Below are 15097 nucleotides of genomic sequence, written 5' to 3' on the forward strand. Positions count from 1 at the left end.
GTCGATGAATTATCCGAGTTACCCCACGCCGGGATGGATACCCATATCTTGTGGGGTAACTCAGAGGGGCGGTCTGCTCGGTGGGAGCTCCGGGGCCGCGATTACGTGCCTAGCGTCGCGAAAACGCGCGGGATATAGATGGCCGCTCCTGTAGCAGCGAGACCAGCGACAAAGAGGGCGTTGTTCACGGTGCTGTTCGCTGACGTCGTAAGCTTCCACGTGTATTTCGTGTCGTTCACGGGGGCGAACGGCCTGATGCCCATGGGCGTGATCACGTCACCGATGAGGTGCGTAGCGAGCCCAAGCGCGACGAGAAAGCCGACGCCGAGTGCAGGGAGAACCAGGCTCGGGACGCTTGCTGTCGACAGCGTCCCTTTGACTGCCTGTGTTCCCTGAACCGCCGCGGCCAACGTCATGGCCGTCGCGATCGTGGACGCGACGATGATGAACCAGACGGTGTGCGTGATGCCGCGGTGCGAAACGAAGGGGAGATGCTGGTCAATGTCGGGAATCGGTGCCACGCCGGCGACGATGAGAATCCCCACGAGGGCTGCTCCGGATGCATGACTAACGTTAAGGAGGAACGCCAGCGGTGAGAAGACGAGAAGGGCGAGCCCGTAATGACCTCGTCTGTGCATCTCTGGAGCTGTAACTCCATCTTCTTTGTACGAGAAAAAGACTGTTCCGGGAGGTGATACCGTCTCATCCACACCGCGGAACGCGGTGGCTTCAAGAACCTCCTCGACTGGCTGTTTGAGGACAGGCGCGATGAGCAGCGGTGTAAGCGAGGAGGCGACGACGGTGGTTCGTCTCGGTTTGGAGAACAACGGACATCGTGGGGTGTTGAATGTTGAGGGTTACTCACTGAAGGCGTCGAGCGTGACTCTCTCGATGGTCTCGGGGTCGTCGATCGTGACGTTGTCCTCGAGGTCCTCATCGGAGTCGACGTCGTCCTGAGCACCGTCATCGTCCTCGTCGAGGCTCGTTATGATGGGTGCGTCGTCAGGATCGAGTTCGGTGACGATCCCGTCGACGGTCGAGTCGGTGAGGAGTCGCGTTGGATGATTCGTCCGCCAAACGTGCCACGTCTCGTAGGTGAGGGAGTTTCCGTGAACGACGTACGCGGAGATCGCGTGGAGCGCGAAGTTGATGACAGCCATATGAGCGCATGTCTTGTCGATGTCGCGTGCAACGACGACAGTGGGCCTGTCAGGGGAGATGTGACGGAGCTGGTGGACGGCGTGGAATGGGAGTCGGCCACTCCCACACGCGGGATCGCTGATTGTAATTGGGTCGGCCGGAGTGGCGTCGCGAATGCTCTCGGGAGTGCAGAAGAGCATCTGGGCTTTTGCGATGGCGATATTCTGTGGCGTGAAGTGCTGGCCGAAGGCGTCACTGTTGGCTCCGTAGTGCTCGTAAATCCCGCCAAGGAGTTCTGCAGGATGCGAGTATCCTGGGACGGTCGTCTCTTCCATCGCGTTGACGAGGGCTCCGAGTGTGGCCCCGTAGGACTCAAGGACGTCTCTGGTGAGGTTGATGTCGTCGTGAAGACGAGCCGTGAGATCGTCAACGAGCTCAAGGTAGGCGTCGTCGTTTCGACTGAGTGCGGTGACGACGAAGTCAAGCCAGTTCGTGAAGACGTCGTAGGTGCGGAGGCCTGTCTTCTGGCAGACTTCATCGAGATGTTCGGTGATTGATTCGTAGGTACTCGGGTCGGTGGTGGAAGCCATTGACGAATCGCCTCTGTCCAAAGGGGGAGAGAAAAATCCAGAACACTCCTTCAGTTCCGACGTTTCCAGAGAAGAGACACCCCACGGGTTCCGACGTTATCGTAGTGGGGGACACCCCAGGACTTCCGTCGTAAACAAGGGATAGATTGTATGAGGTCTCCAGTTATCGGGAGGAGACACTCTACCAGGTCATCTACCAGATTCACCGGCAGAATCCGTTCGATTGGTTCCGGTACCGAGCAAATCGAGTGCGACGGTTCGTGAATTCCGAGCGAGTGGAGAAGCTCGTGAAGGTCGCAGACCCATAACCGCCGAGCACTCCTTTCTCAGTCGATGTTCTCTCAAACCGTCTCCCCACGTCGGGTTACCACCCCGACTGTCCAATGTATCTCCTCGATTTTGCGTGTGTTCAAGGGTTATACGGGTAGTTAGGATTCATAGTAGAGTGAGTCTCGGTGGTCTGTGATGAAGCCACCCCGACTGTCGAGTGTATTCAGGTGAATGTTCACCTTACGGATATACGTACTCCCCATGAGCGGCGGTTTCCGCGCCAACACCCCGGCTGTCCAATGTATCTGCCTGTTAACGCAGCCGTTACGCTCTCTACACCAATATCTTGGTGTTCAGATTCTTGTGAAACCTGCCGTCTTCCGATGAATTGGGAGAGTGAAGGAATGGGCACTGATTGGTCGTTTTTCGACACCCCGACTGTCCAATGTATCTCCTTGAATTCGGACGAGTTAGAGGTCGTAGTCGTGAAGTTCTGAAAACCGGCTATCCTGTAGGATGACCTTCTGGACGACATCGGAATCTTCCATGAGGTAGTAGTAGTGCGTCACGCCTTGACCACGGCCACGTCCGACGCGATCTGTCCGGCCGAGAATATCGAGGAACACTTGCTCGCTGAGCCGGTCGGTCATACGACGATGTGAGAGCGTGTCCATGTCGAGGATGCCTGTGAGTTGCTTGTAGACATCGTATATTTGCCGCGTAGAGAATTCGTCGTCGTCTTTGTGCTTGTCTGTGAGCATGGACAACGCGTACACGGTAGCCTTGATTTGCGTGGGTTGGCCTTCGAGCATTTGGGAGAACCGGTCGATATCAGCTTTCTCACGGGCATCGCGGACGTGATCGTCACGGACTTGTTCTGCGCCTTCATCCTTCGCCAGCTCACCGGCGTTCCGTAGAATGTCGAGAGCTTTCCGGGCGTCCCCGTGTTCCTGGGCGGCGAAAGCTGCGCTGAGCGGGATGACATCCTCGGTGAGGACGCCTTCGCGGAAGGCATCGGCGCGATTCCGCATGATGGAGCGGAGTTGGTTCGCGTCGTACGGTGGGAAGATGAATTCGCGGTCTTGGAGGCTGCTGAGGATGCGTTCATCGAGGTTGTCTTTGAACGAGATTTTGTTGCTGATGGCGATGATCCCGACTTTGCAGTTTTTGACTTTCCCAGCTTCGCCAGCGCGAGAGAGTTGCATCAGGATTTCGTGGTTTTGGAGTTTGTCAATCTCGTCAAGAATGATGACAACCACATCGTAGAGTTCATCGAGGATGTTCCAGAGGCGATGATAGTAGACGTCAGTGGAGAGCCCAGTGACGGGGATTGAGATATCGGTTGCTTCGGGATTGTTGAGGGCACGGGCAAGGTTGACGACGACGCGGGTTTCGGTAGTAGATTGAGTGCAGTCGATGTAGACCCGCCCCATCTTGGTGTCGTTCTTCTGAGCGTATTGTTGAGCGCTTTGGGTAACGTGCTTTGCAACGAGGGATTTCCCCGTGCCGGTTTTCCCGTATATGAGCGTATTTCGCGGGGGTTTACCGCTGACGGCGGGGTGGATACTGGAGGCGACGTCTTCGATTTCTTCGTCCCGGCCGATGATGCGGTCTTCGTCGGGGATGTGGTCGATGTCGAGGAGTTCCTTCCGAGAGAAAATCGAGTCTTTGCTGGCCCAAATATCGTCGAGAGATCGTTGTGATGGTTTGTCGTCGGTCCCCATACATTCGACACCTGGTTGGAAATACATAAAAGGAGAGGTCTGACTCACCCCGACTGTCGAATGTAAATCGGGGGAAACTCGGTGTTCGAGTCGCTCCCCCTCTGAAGTTCTAAGTTAGATGAAGTCACCGAGTGTCGAATGAAGCCCACACGCCAGGTGTCCAATGTAACGAAGGGTAGTGATGAGGTGAGAAAACCGTTAGCCGGAGCAGGTGAACCAACACGCACACCCCGACTGTCGAATGTAAATGCCCGAAATAGTAGGGATAGACCGTGTGACGCAAGAGATACAGAATTAACGGCGGTTTTCGTATCGGTGGAGTGGCAGTGGCAAATGGGTGTGGAGTGTGACGATCACTCCACACCCATTGTTGTTGGAGTATACGGATTTGGTTTTAGCTGTAGGGTCTTATAACTTTTGTTTGAATAAATACCATTTCTCGCACGTATCCTCATCCATTCGACACCGCTAGCAATTCCTGTACACCCGTCTCAGCAACCTTCCCTTCCCTTTTCGAGGGTTTACATTCGACGCATGGGGTGTGTGGGGCACGTTCATCTTCCCGACAACATCCCCACCGAGTTCAAAGAAACCTGAAGGACTCCGCCTTGACCGTCCAGCGGCTACCGCTGCTCAGACCTCGACCAGTTCCTAATTTACCACGCCAACGTGGAGCTTCTCCAACTCTACGTCACCATCGACTGCCTCTACCCGATACAACCTCCCGTCCCAATCGGCCAGCTGCGTAGCATGTGGCCACGCCTCTTCGAAGCTCGTCTGATACACGAAGAAGGGTTCAGTGTCATGTCCGAGTTATCGGCCTCAACCCGGGATCAAGCCCCGAGGCATTCGCCTTGACAGCCTGTAAATATGGGCAAAGGAGGCGACCGTCACAACTCTCATCGGTTACTCCATGATCCTGAGGTTATTCTTGACATCGCGATGGAGGACACTCGGTTCAGAGACGTCTCTAAATCCTCGTTGAAGCGGTTCGCCTGACTGGAATGTTTTTAAACCATCGTGTGCCAGTAACCCGGATGACTACTCGGATTGTTATAAGGATAAGACATATCTACGTTCTGTCCACTCGTCACGACGGGCCACAGCACGTCCTTCTCGGCTCTCCCAACCAGTACTCGAGACAGTTTCGATCCGATCGAGCTCGAAGCCAGCAGCCTGGTAGCAGGTGCCGACGTTATTGTCGATACCGGCGATCGCGACGAGCCGCTTCCGCTCGGTGTGCTTACGCATCCAGTCACGGAGGCGGGCGAGCATCCAACTCGACGTGTTTGGTGGTCGGTTCGGGTGGTTCGCGAGCCGCGTCACGTACAACTCCTCGCTAGCGCCGTCGTAGCTGTACGAGTACGGCTGGGCGAGCACCGCCACCGAGTAGGGATGGCCATCATGCGTCGCGATGAACCCTGCCTTCCACTTTGCGACACCGCCGAGGCGGTGGTCGATGCGGCCGTCCGGCTCCCCGATGAGGAGGTGATTGACGAGTTGGCGACTTCCCCGCCCCTGGACGCGGTGGACGATGAGGTCGGTGACGTCCTCAAGGGGCGGTGGGGTAACGCGCTCGGGTTCCCAGTGCGTGACCTCCCAGTCGGGCTTGGCTCCCAGCTCGACGTCCGACCGAGGAAAGTCCGGCATCCCTGCTGGTGGATAGGTATGCCACTCGGGGTCGATCGAGTGGAGTGTCGCGACCATCGACTCGTCGGTGGGGAACCGCTCCTGGAAGCCGATCGTCAACGACATCCCGTCGGGGGCGAGGTCGACATCGGTGACGATACGCCGCCGGTATACCGCCTTTACCTCGGGAACGGGGAAGCGGGTTCGAGAGTCGATGACGCTCCGCTCGAAGACGTGGTCGCCTACGCGGATCGTCGGGGCGAGCTCGGCCGGAGTGTCTCCGGCGAACGAGCTGTGGTCGAGTGGTGCTGGCTCGGAGCCATCGCGAACGGGGAAGGCAAGTGCTGGCATGATGGTGGACTCGGGTGAGTGATTGCGGTTAGTCGGTCTGCGGGGTGACGTGGTGGAGCCCGTGACTGTCGGGCGTGAACCACTCGCGGTCGAAGGAGACGACTCGTGGGATCTCCCCACAGCCGAATTCGAGAACTGCTTCGACAGCGTTATCGTCGACGCTCGTCACGCGATACAGTTCGCCGTCGTAGGAGTTCCAGTATCGCTCGTCGACCTCGACGTCGGTCTGCCCGGTCGTCGCGAACGCCGGCGCTGTCCCATCGGGAAGTTCGACCCGGAAGGCGATTCGGGTTGGATCGTCGAGCGTCTGGAACGACTGGGATTTGGTGGACATGGCTGGGGTTAGTAGTGGACGTCCGCGGGGATGATCCACCCACGGCTCGTCTGTTCGTTTCCTTCGGTGGCCGCTGCGTCCTCGACGACGCCACCGTCACTGGCGAACGGAACGCTCTGTATCCGGTCGACACACTCAGTGACAGCCTTGGGCGATGAGAGACCGCCTCCGAACTCGTTGTAGAGGAAGACGGACGGCCCTTCGTACTCGGCGAGCTGTTGCAGGTTGAACCGTGCTCCTTCGACGTCGTTCATCACGTCCTCGACGGTGAGGTCATCGAGTTTCGCTCGGAATGTCGAGAACGTCTCCCGGAACTTCTCCGATTGGGTCCTGAGCATGTCGTCGAGGAGAGCTTGCCCGTCGTCGCTGTCCATTGGGAACGCTGGAGCGAGCGATTCGTCGTCGACGTACTCCGAGTCGCCGTCACTAACGACGTTCGCTACGTACGGTTTGAAGCGGGCGTCCGGCTCATCGAACGTCTTGTAGTAGTCGAAGGCGGCTACCGTGTCGATCCCGATGCCGACGAGTGCGTTGAGGGCACCGCGAGCACGGACGAGAGGGTTGTCTTCGGTGGTACCAGGGACGAGCACGCAGATCAGTTTGTGCATCTGTCGATAGAACCTCTGCTCCCGTGAGGAGTCAGAAATGTCAGGCGGGTGTGTTCAGTGCTGCGAGAGTCGGATTCCGGGTTATTGCGACCACGCGGTGAGGTCTGCCTGGCCGACTGCGAGTGGGTCTAGATCTTCGCCGGTCGCGGCGGCGGCGTAGTCGCGAGCGATCGTCAGCGCGATCTCGAGGCCGCACTCTTCCGGCGGGTCACGGACGTCGACCATCTTGGAGTCGTGCGCGTAGTCCCAAGGGGCGAGCGCCACCGACGCGTTTCCGCTCCCTCGCCATGCTTTGACGACGAGATAGGGATACGTCTCTGGTGTCGCCTCGGAACCGTCCGAGGCGCCGATACCCGCGAGTTGACGGCCCTCGAGGCCCCCCTTACGGTGGTAGTAGACGATGAACTCCCGGCTCTCAAGGTAGTAGTGGGTGAGTTCGTACCCGGGAGGCGCGTCGAAGACTGCTTCGTCGACGGCGGGATGCGTCCAGGTGCTGGGAGGTGTTGCTTCCATCCACTCGACGGCTTCCTCGATAGCGCGGGCGATGTCGAGCGAGCGGTCACCGTCCGCGGTCGCCTCGATGGTCGCGACTGTGACGCGGTTCTCAAAGCCCTGGACGCGGTCGTCGATGGCCTGGACTGGCACCTCGTCGTGATGGTCGAAGACGGCGACCGACTGGGGGGCGTCGGGAGCTGTCCACACGTGCGCGTTCCACGAGGCCTCGTCGTCGTAGACCCAGCCGTTCACATCGGAGGGAGGTCGTACGCGTCGGGGAGGCCTGGTCTCACGGGCATTCTGGATCGGGGCTGGTCTAGGAAGTGGATTCGTGGCTGTGCGGGGCGTAGTGGATGTACTGGTCGAGGAGTTCGTGAACGTAGGCGGGCGGGATGACCTCACGGAGGGCTTTCGCCGGCAACGGCGAGCGCGGTGAGAGGCCGTGGGCCCGCCGGTAGCCGGTTACGGGGGCTTCGCGGTCGCCGATCGCGTAGTCGAACCCGTCGGGGTGCGAGCACGCTGTGCCATGCGCGAAGAAAGACGTCTCGAAGAGGCGGTGCTTGCGGACGCCGAGGCCGAATGAGGACCCGCAGAGCTGAACGGGTTTCTCGAGGTGCTCGCGAGCGCCGGGGACGTTCTCGAGTATCCACACCGGCGGGTCGATCTCCTGACAGAGGTCGCGGGCGAGCGGGATGAGGTTCTCTCCGGAGCGCGCGAACTGGAGGTCGGTCGCGAACGTGCAAGGAGCGGACGCCCAGACGATTTCGATCTGGTCGGCGTAGTCGTCGACGAACTCGGGAAGTCCCTCGGTCAGGTCGTGCTCGACGAAGACGCCGGGATAGTAGCGAGCCTTCCGTGGGTCGGCGTCTATGCCGATGACTTCCCAGCCGAGCCCGCGGTGGCCGTACGTCTGGAGGCCGCGGCAGGCGCCCCCGGCGCCGGCGAAGAGATCAAGCGCGAGCGGCGTGTCCCAGAGATCGTCGAGTGTGCGATCGCCGATGGTCGTATCTGAGACGACTGACATCAGTTATTCCTCCCGTTCGAGACGTATCTGGCCAGGCGTCGGTATCCACGGATGTTCCTCCCAGCAGTGGAGTGCGTGTTCGAGGGCTTCGTCGAAGTCCTCGCCGCACGAGCCGCACTCATAGGTCGTTCGGCCCCAGCTGGTCGTGAGTTCCTTCGCGGTGACCGTCGTCTCGACTGGGTCGGGAGCCTCGGATCGGCGGACGTAGTCGTAGCCGACGACAGTGCGATGCTCGAGGCCGGTGCGAGCGAGGCGCGTGGGATTGTCCTCCGGGCGGAATATCCAGCGGACGTAGCCGTCTTCGGAGGCCTTCGCCGACGGCTGGAGGATGTACCAGCGGTCGTGGTCGTCACGGAAGAGATAGTGTTCCTTGCCCCGGTTCTTGAGATAGAAGGGGTCGCCGGTTCCGGGGATGAGGCGGAGGCCGAGCGTCGTCGAGACGGCCGCGAGGAGGCGATCTTCGAGAGACGGTGGAGCCGCGTCTTCCGGTTCGGTCTCGGTAGAGGTGTACGCTGCAAGAGTAGCGTTCTCCGTCATGGCGACCACCCCTCGAAGGTCACCTGCTCTGTGGGCGCTGCGGGCTCGTCGAGTCGGTCGATGGCGTCCGAGAGCCACCTCATCTGGTCGCCGATGCCGTCATTGTTGATCTCCTCGAAGAGGAAGCGGGGTTCGAAGGGGAATCGGGGGCCTTGGTTAGGATCACCGGCCATGTGGGAGATGCCGTATTTGAAGACACCGAGGTCGCGAAGAGGATTGATGTAGTCCTGGCCGGCGAGGATGAGAAGCGAATACGCGTTTGTCGTTCCCGGCGGGTCTCGGACGGGACGGAAGGACGCGATCCACTTTATGAGGCCGAAGGCGACGAGGCGCGTCCACTGGTCAAGTTCGGTGACGATTTCGCGGCCGTCCGGGCGGCGGAGGCCGTAGGGATTTTCGACGCGGTGATCGGGGTTCGTTTCGTCGTCGCCGAGTTCCGTGATCGACTTCTCGTAGTACTTGACGTTCTTCCAAGGCATGAGGACGTGGTGTTCGGCGGAGAGAATCGCCCACGGGCTGGCGCCGTCACGGCCGTCTTCGACGCCGGCGATGCGTTCGGCGAACTGCTTCTTCAGGCGGAAATAGGGCGACGTGTAGAGGTCGCGAGCCTTCCACGCTGGTCCGGTTTCATCCGTCCAATCCGGACCGAAGGACTCATCAGGGCCGACCGAGGCGACGTGGAGGTCACCTTCATCGGAGGGGTCGCGTTTGGCGGCGCCGCAACCGATGAGAACAAGCGTCCCCCGCTCGTAGATATCCGAGAGATTACTGCGGCAAATCCGTTTGCCCGTGGGGACGTCGGGTTTGTCGACAGCTTCGGTCGTCGGGAGCGTCGTCGAGACACTCATCGACTCGTCCTCCTGGTTAAGCGGTAGCGTTCGGGACCAGGGAAGCCGTACCGACGGGGGAGCGCTGAGAAAATCCTGTCAGCCATGGCGGGTGTCTGTGCGGGCATGAAACCACTCTCGACTCTCGTCGGAGAGGAAAAATCGCCGGACGACGGCGAGAAGGCTGACCACGAAGGTGGTTGTTATAGGGATTCACGGAAGTCTTCGCACTCCTCAGCGTAACAGAATGCCGACTTATTGAAAGTGGCGTGCTGAACGTAGAGCGTGTATGCAGCAGTGGGTCGTCATCGCTTCACGTGAGCTGCGAGGGACCCGCCGGTAGGCGGATATGCAGTGTTATCGCTCTGATGGTGGTCGGTATTTGATTGTCTCGGTCCGTTCGTTGTACTCAACGACTCGGTTCTCGGCTAGCGTCGGGAGACACGCGTGTACTAACTCGTAAGTGACTGTCTCTCTGTCAGGTGCTACTGCGTTCGTCTCTTGGTCGATGATGTGCTCGATAAGGACATCGAACGATGCAGTTCCGTTGTCTGCGTCCGCTAGGTAGTCAATGATTGTCTGCGACCATTCATCTGCGTGGAATTCGCGGTTAAACTCGGGCATTGGTGGGTGGTGGCTGTTGCGGAACTCGTGTGCTGTGTGATGCGTCCCGCGTGCCACGCGAGGAGAACGAGGAGACTGCCTGTTCGTCCGGTATCCCGGCTCAAACGCCCCTTTCATGATCGGGGCACGACCGCATAGTGTGCAGTCGGGCTCCGTACCCCAACATATCGCCAGAGACGGATAAACCCGTGCTACTTTACACCGTGTTATGAATTGTCTCAATCGGGCCGCCCAATTCCACCGCGTTTCTCTGCTACTATGCGCGCTCTATGTAGCATCCAACCAGCGAACTCATTGGCAACCGTCAGTAATCCGGTGCGACATAGAGACCATCTAGTCAGTACGCTGGACGTATCCGTCTCTGAGGGTTTCAACTGTGTCAAATTGCACACTAGCCTCGAAATTCGCTTTCCATTCGGTTTTATCACACTATTATGTCTGATTGTAAATCAGAGTTAGAATGACAGTCAATCTCTCCAAACTGGAGTTCACTGATTGGATTCAAGCAATCTCCCTGAGTGTCTTTCTTGTTGCTGGTTTATTGGTGGCATCACCGGGTGTCGTAGCGTTGATTGCTGTAATGGCATTCTTCGGCCTTATTCCTGCCCGGTTCAGAATTGTTGTAACGGCCACGCTCATCGGCGCGTTCCTACTGAATGGATTGGTCGGAAACGCGCTCTTTCCCGCGTTCGTCGCACGGTATCCCTCACTACCCGAGTGGGCCGCCAGCGCCCGCCTTGCCGGTCTTATCGAACCAGTCACGACGAAGTTCCTCCCCGCTGGGTTCCTCCTCTGGTATTTCCACAACCATTCGCCAGATACGGTCGATTTCCTCCGAAGAAACTCGTGGCGTTCCGGGGCGCTACTCGGCTTCTCCTTCGGACTGATGGAAGCGTTGTTGAAGGTCGTCAAGCCCACCGGCGTCTATGGGGACGTTAGTTCGGTTACGGTCACGATATTCATTGCCACGTGGCTCCATCTATTCACGGGATTCCTTGTTGCCGGGGCTGTCTTTCAGTGGTGGGGGCGGGACCCGGACCCATCATATCGCCAATGGATTTTCCTCGGCGTAAAAATCGGGATACCCCTCACGATAGCGATGGGTGTTCACTACTTCTGGAACGCAGGCGGACGGATTCTTATCTACGAGCCACTTGGGTTTGCGTAAGTGAGATTGCGAGGAGTGATTTGGCGTCCCTAGGGCAATCCTCAATCAACGAGAGGTTGCAGGGATTATGCTGAATATGCGCCCTGTATCTCGCATACCTATCCTATCAGTCCTAAGAGTTGTGCCAACCGAATCTCTGGATTCTTCTGCCAATCCCCATTAGAACATATCGAGGCCGGCCTGCGCGGGGTCGGTTGAACCTGCTGTCTCAGTGGACGTACTCTCGGACGTTTCAACTTCGACACCGGGTGTCTGTCCGGGGAGAGTGGGGAGGCTTTGGAGAAGGCGTTCGGAGACGTCACCGACAGCATACCACTCGGCGAGGAGTTCGGCCGCGGTGGTGGTGGAGTCGTGGAGCCAGAACGCTGTCGGGACGCCACCGGTCTTGATGTCGAGGTCGTCGACGTGCTCGGTGAACCAGCGGTCGCGGTCGCGCTTGAGCGCCTCGCGGAGGTCACGGGCTTGATCGCGAATTTCGTCGTCTGCGGGGAGGATCGGGAAGTTTGAGGGAAGCATCACGTCCGCGTCCTGGTCGTCGCCGGCGATCCCGTCGAGGTACTGGCGGAAGGTGTACTGGTAAAGGCTGACGAACTCCGCGTTCGTGAATGCTGCGTACGTGAGGGAGGCCGTCGAACAGAGTGCCGCGAGCTCGCCCCACGTTGCGACGGGTATACATTCACCTGGTGGGGTGTCCTTGACGAGTGCGCGGCGTTCCTCGTAGATACCGTCCTTGAGGTTGGCGGCACCGGCAGCGTGGTCACTCGCGACGACCGGGTCGGCGGTAACGCGATACTTCTGAATCTGTGTGAGGATAGCTGTGTCGATCTGCATAGTCAGGGATGTGAGGTGCCCGATTAGGCTCCTCGGTCGTCTCGGGAGCCGGAGAAAGTCTGGTCGTCACGGCTCGGCGAGAGGGTGAGGAAACGTTCACCCGCTTGGTCCATCGCATCACGCCAGTCGGTGAAGCCGCGGGCGGCGAGGAATGCCTGCCACTCCTCCCAGGACTCGACGTCGGCGATTTCGATGTGAGCGGCCTGTTGTTCGAGTTCGTCTTCACTGACGCGGAAGCCACACCGTGGGTTCAAGCATTCGTATAGATCGTACTCGTAGATGTCGTGAGGGTTTGTCACCTCGTCGAGCTGGCCGAGGCGGGTCGAGCCGCACTTCGGGCAGTGGTATTTGCCCTCATTCGGGTCGACTGCGCGGGGATTCGTGATTCGATCGGGGTCGACGTACTTCGCCATAACGACCGCTCGCGCGTGGGAATCCACCTCGTACTCGTAGTAGGCGAGGAGTTCGTACTCGTCAGGAGTCCGGCGGTAGAAGACGAGGAAGGAGGGACAGCCCCAGAAGTCCTTCTCTTGGCGGACGCGCGTGTCGCGGAGGCGAGCGCGCTCATGCTCGGGAAGCCAGGTGGCGTTGTAGATGAGCTTTCCGCCGATCGCGCAGACACGAAGGCACTCCGCGAACATCCGGCGACGATCCGCTTCAGACTTCCCCCGCCACGGAGGGTCGCTTACCACGGTCTCGAACGACTGATCCGCGAAGGGGAGGTTAACCATATCGCCCTGCACGAACCGACCGCCGAATGCCTCGTGCGCGGCCGCCTCGGGCTGTATCTCGAGGGTCACCGGGTCGATGGCGTAGTCGGCGTCCTCGTATTCTCCGATGATGTCGGGGAGGAGAAGGATGTCGAGATTGATGTCGCAGATGGGACTGAGGCCCGTGCAGACCTTGAGCGAGCGACCCTCGAGGCGGTCGGCGACGAAGGTTGTGACGCTCTCACTCCACTTCCAGCGTTCGTTCAGTGCGTCGGCTGGGTCGACGCCGTCGGGAAGCCTCCTGTGGTGGGGATTGCGCGTGTCGCTCATCATGATCGCCTCCGTTCTCCTCGGCGGTCGGGATTGAGGACCGTCCGGGTGGCGGTGGACTCGGTGTTCTCGTCAGGAGCGGGCATTACGTGGGGACTTCCTGGATCGCGACGGACTCGGTGTGCTTGTGGGGTCGGTCGCGTGTGAACTTCGCGACGAGATTCGGTGTCTGGAAGGCTTCCGTTCGGGTGAGTATGATCTCTTCGAGGGTGACGCGCTTGCTGTTGGGCACCCAGCCCTTGAAGTCGTGGTAGGCGTCTTCGGTGGGCTGGAGGCCAGTCGCAGAGAGGATCGTGCCGTCGCTGCTGACGATGCGCGTGAAATCCATGAAGGCCGGACCGCGTTGGAAGTAGCCGGAGAGACTGAACAGGGTGATGAGCGTATCGTAGGCGTCTGTCTCGATGGGAAGAGAGTCGTCCGACGACTCGGGAAGGCCGCCGATCTGGTAGTCGTACGAGCTGGGAAGGAGGGAGTCGTCGCCGAAGAGTGTGGTTTGCCCAGAGCCGTGGCGGTGGAGGAAGGTGTCGAGGCGGCTGTCATCGGGTGCGACGACGAGCACGGCGCCGTGAGAAGCGTCAGTGAGGACCTCGGGAACGGTCTTCTCGGTGCAGGTGACGTGCTCGAATGCGTGGAGTTCACGGGACATCGGGACTCACGAGCAGGCTGGTGACGGGTCGTGTGGGTGGTGGTTGGTGTCGTCGAGTGAATCGGACTAGGACGTGTCGTCTTGAGTGGGACACAACGGGCAGGAAGCGGGGTCGTGGTCGTGTGGGCAGCGGAGAGGGGAACCGTCCCGTTCGAGGACGGTCTGGACGGTATCGAATTGGACGACGATGAGGGTGTCTGTCGCGACGTGATAGTAGGCGTCGGCGTCGACAACGGTGTTGTCGAGGACTTCGGCAGGGATGGCGTTGTGGAGAGCTTCAGTGAAGGTGATCGCGGGCGACCCGCGTATTAGCCACTGGAGTTGGGGGTGGCTCCCCGAGTCTGCGATGGAGGGCGTCATCGTGATCACCGTTGCTTCCGGGGCGTGTGGGTGGCGGCGACGGTCGGGCTGACGAACCGGCGGGTGCGCTGCGGGACGTCCACACCGACGTCGATCGGGAGGACGTACTTGGCGTCAAGGTCCTCTTCGTGGGCGTTGGCGAGACGGGACGCAGCCGCGAGCTCATGCTTGCACATCACCGCCCAGTTGTTCGTCTGCTTGTAGGGACAGCCGCAGACGACGGCGTCTGACCAGGGGAGGAAGGCGTAGGTGGAGTCGCTGGCGAATTCCCCGATGAGGAGCGGCGCCGGGAGAGTGATGCCGTATTCGGAGGGCATAATGTGGTTGTCGAGCTGGGCTTCCCGAATGATGTCGTCGCGATCGAGGTCGTGTTCGTCGGCATACTCGATGGGATCGGTGTTCGCATCGACGATGACGACACCGTGGAAGGTGTTTGCGTGGAGGGGGAGGAGGGAGTCAGCTGTCCCCTGGATGGTGTCGAGGTTCTTCGGGATGAGTTCCGTGTACCACTTCCGGCGATCGGCGCGAATCCGCTCGAGCTCGCGGTAATAGGGTTCGAGTTCGCCCGTGAGGAAGGCAGGAGCATCGTTGAGGAAGTCCTTGAGGCGGTCGTAGGAGGGGAAGAACCGGCGTTCGCTCTCGTAGGTATCGACGAGCGTTTTCTGGATGTACTGCCGAGCGAGCGGTGTGGGGCCGTGAGTGTCGTGAGACATGAGGCCGTCGGCCTCGATGATGTCGAGACGGATGCGATGCTCGATAGGTTCGATCTCTGGCGAGTCGCTGCCCGTGGTGTTCTCGTAGTCAGGGTGCGATGCGTCGAGCGCGCCCGCGGGGAGTTCGAGCGGTGGGAGGTGCTCGTCCGCCGGGGCGATCTGGTGGGTTGACATGCGTGGCTACCT

General features: G+C 59.7%; 16 protein-coding genes. 1 reads left to right on the plus strand and 15 read right to left on the minus strand.

The annotated features are described in order from the left end of the window. Window positions 1-101: 101 nt before the first annotated feature. The 10 genes from ACERIT_RS07425 to ACERIT_RS07470 all read right to left on the minus strand — a co-directional run bounded on the left by ACERIT_RS07425 (window position 102) and on the right by ACERIT_RS07470 (window position 9550). Window positions 102-827 (minus strand): metal-dependent hydrolase, encoded by a 726-nt coding sequence (locus tag ACERIT_RS07425; protein WP_373674207.1) that lies wholly within the window; start codon window positions 825-827, stop codon window positions 102-104. A gap of 30 nt (window positions 828-857) precedes the next feature. After that, window positions 858-1730, minus strand: a complete 873-nt coding sequence (locus ACERIT_RS07430) for an N-6 DNA methylase (RefSeq protein WP_373674208.1) — start codon at window positions 1728-1730, stop codon at window positions 858-860. A gap of 740 nt (window positions 1731-2470) precedes the next feature. Continuing rightward, window positions 2471-3724, minus strand: coding sequence for a Cdc6/Cdc18 family protein (locus ACERIT_RS07435; RefSeq protein ID WP_373674209.1), 1254 nt, complete (start codon window positions 3722-3724; stop codon window positions 2471-2473). 1053 nt (window positions 3725-4777) lie between these two features. Then, complete coding sequence (locus ACERIT_RS07440; RefSeq protein ID WP_373674210.1) at window positions 4778-5704, minus strand: hypothetical protein; 927 nt, start codon at window positions 5702-5704, stop codon at window positions 4778-4780. Window positions 5705-5732: 28 nt separating this feature from the next. After that, a complete protein-coding gene (locus ACERIT_RS07445; protein WP_373674211.1) occupies window positions 5733-6038 on the minus strand; it encodes a hypothetical protein in 306 nt (101 codons plus the stop codon). An 8-nt stretch (window positions 6039-6046) separates the two neighbouring features. After that, a complete protein-coding gene (locus tag ACERIT_RS07450) occupies window positions 6047-6646 on the minus strand; it encodes a hypothetical protein (RefSeq protein ID WP_373674212.1) in 600 nt (199 codons plus the stop codon). Between the two features lie 81 nt (window positions 6647-6727). Then, entirely contained in the window at window positions 6728-7393 is a 666-nt protein-coding gene (locus ACERIT_RS07455; protein ID WP_373674213.1) for a hypothetical protein, read from the minus strand. A 64-nt stretch (window positions 7394-7457) separates the two neighbouring features. Then, window positions 7458-8165, minus strand: a complete 708-nt coding sequence (locus ACERIT_RS07460; RefSeq protein WP_373674214.1) for a DNA cytosine methyltransferase — start codon at window positions 8163-8165, stop codon at window positions 7458-7460. Window positions 8166-8168: 3 nt separating this feature from the next. Then, window positions 8169-8702 carry a hypothetical protein gene (locus ACERIT_RS07465; protein WP_373674215.1) on the minus strand — a complete coding sequence of 178 codons (534 nt, stop codon included), beginning with the start codon at window positions 8700-8702 and terminating at the stop codon, window positions 8169-8171. Beyond that, window positions 8699-9550: a DUF6884 domain-containing protein gene (locus tag ACERIT_RS07470; protein WP_373674216.1), complete on the minus strand. Its 852-nt coding sequence runs from the start codon at window positions 9548-9550 to the stop codon at window positions 8699-8701. The genes ACERIT_RS07465 and ACERIT_RS07470 overlap by 4 nt, the downstream gene beginning before the upstream one ends. A 1063-nt stretch (window positions 9551-10613) precedes the next feature. On the opposite strand from ACERIT_RS07470, the gene ACERIT_RS07475 reads away from it, so the two are divergent. After that, the gene (locus tag ACERIT_RS07475; protein WP_373674217.1) at window positions 10614-11321 is read left to right on the plus strand and encodes a hypothetical protein; all 708 of its coding nucleotides are present in this window, start codon (window positions 10614-10616) and stop codon (window positions 11319-11321) included. 159 nt (window positions 11322-11480) lie between these two features. Here the strand turns inward: ACERIT_RS07475 and ACERIT_RS07480 are convergent, their stop codons facing one another. From ACERIT_RS07480 to ACERIT_RS07500, 5 genes are all read right to left on the minus strand, one after another. Beyond that, window positions 11481-12152 (minus strand): hypothetical protein, encoded by a 672-nt coding sequence (locus ACERIT_RS07480; protein ID WP_373674218.1) that lies wholly within the window; start codon window positions 12150-12152, stop codon window positions 11481-11483. 23 nt (window positions 12153-12175) lie between these two features. Next, entirely contained in the window at window positions 12176-13192 is a 1017-nt protein-coding gene (locus ACERIT_RS07485; protein WP_373674219.1) for a class I SAM-dependent methyltransferase, read from the minus strand. Window positions 13193-13277: 85 nt separating this feature from the next. Continuing rightward, window positions 13278-13838, minus strand: coding sequence for a hypothetical protein (locus ACERIT_RS07490; RefSeq protein WP_373674220.1), 561 nt, complete (start codon window positions 13836-13838; stop codon window positions 13278-13280). 66 nt (window positions 13839-13904) lie between these two features. Continuing rightward, a complete protein-coding gene (locus ACERIT_RS07495) occupies window positions 13905-14198 on the minus strand; it encodes a hypothetical protein (RefSeq protein ID WP_373674221.1) in 294 nt (97 codons plus the stop codon). Between the two features lie 5 nt (window positions 14199-14203). Further along, the gene (locus ACERIT_RS07500) at window positions 14204-15085 is read right to left on the minus strand and encodes a hypothetical protein (RefSeq protein WP_373674222.1); all 882 of its coding nucleotides are present in this window, start codon (window positions 15083-15085) and stop codon (window positions 14204-14206) included. Between the last annotated feature and the right edge of the window lie 12 nt (window positions 15086-15097).

The sequence above is a fragment of the Halopenitus sp. H-Gu1 genome (assembly GCF_041821145.1).
GTDB lineage: Archaea > Halobacteriota > Halobacteria > Halobacteriales > Haloferacaceae > Halopenitus.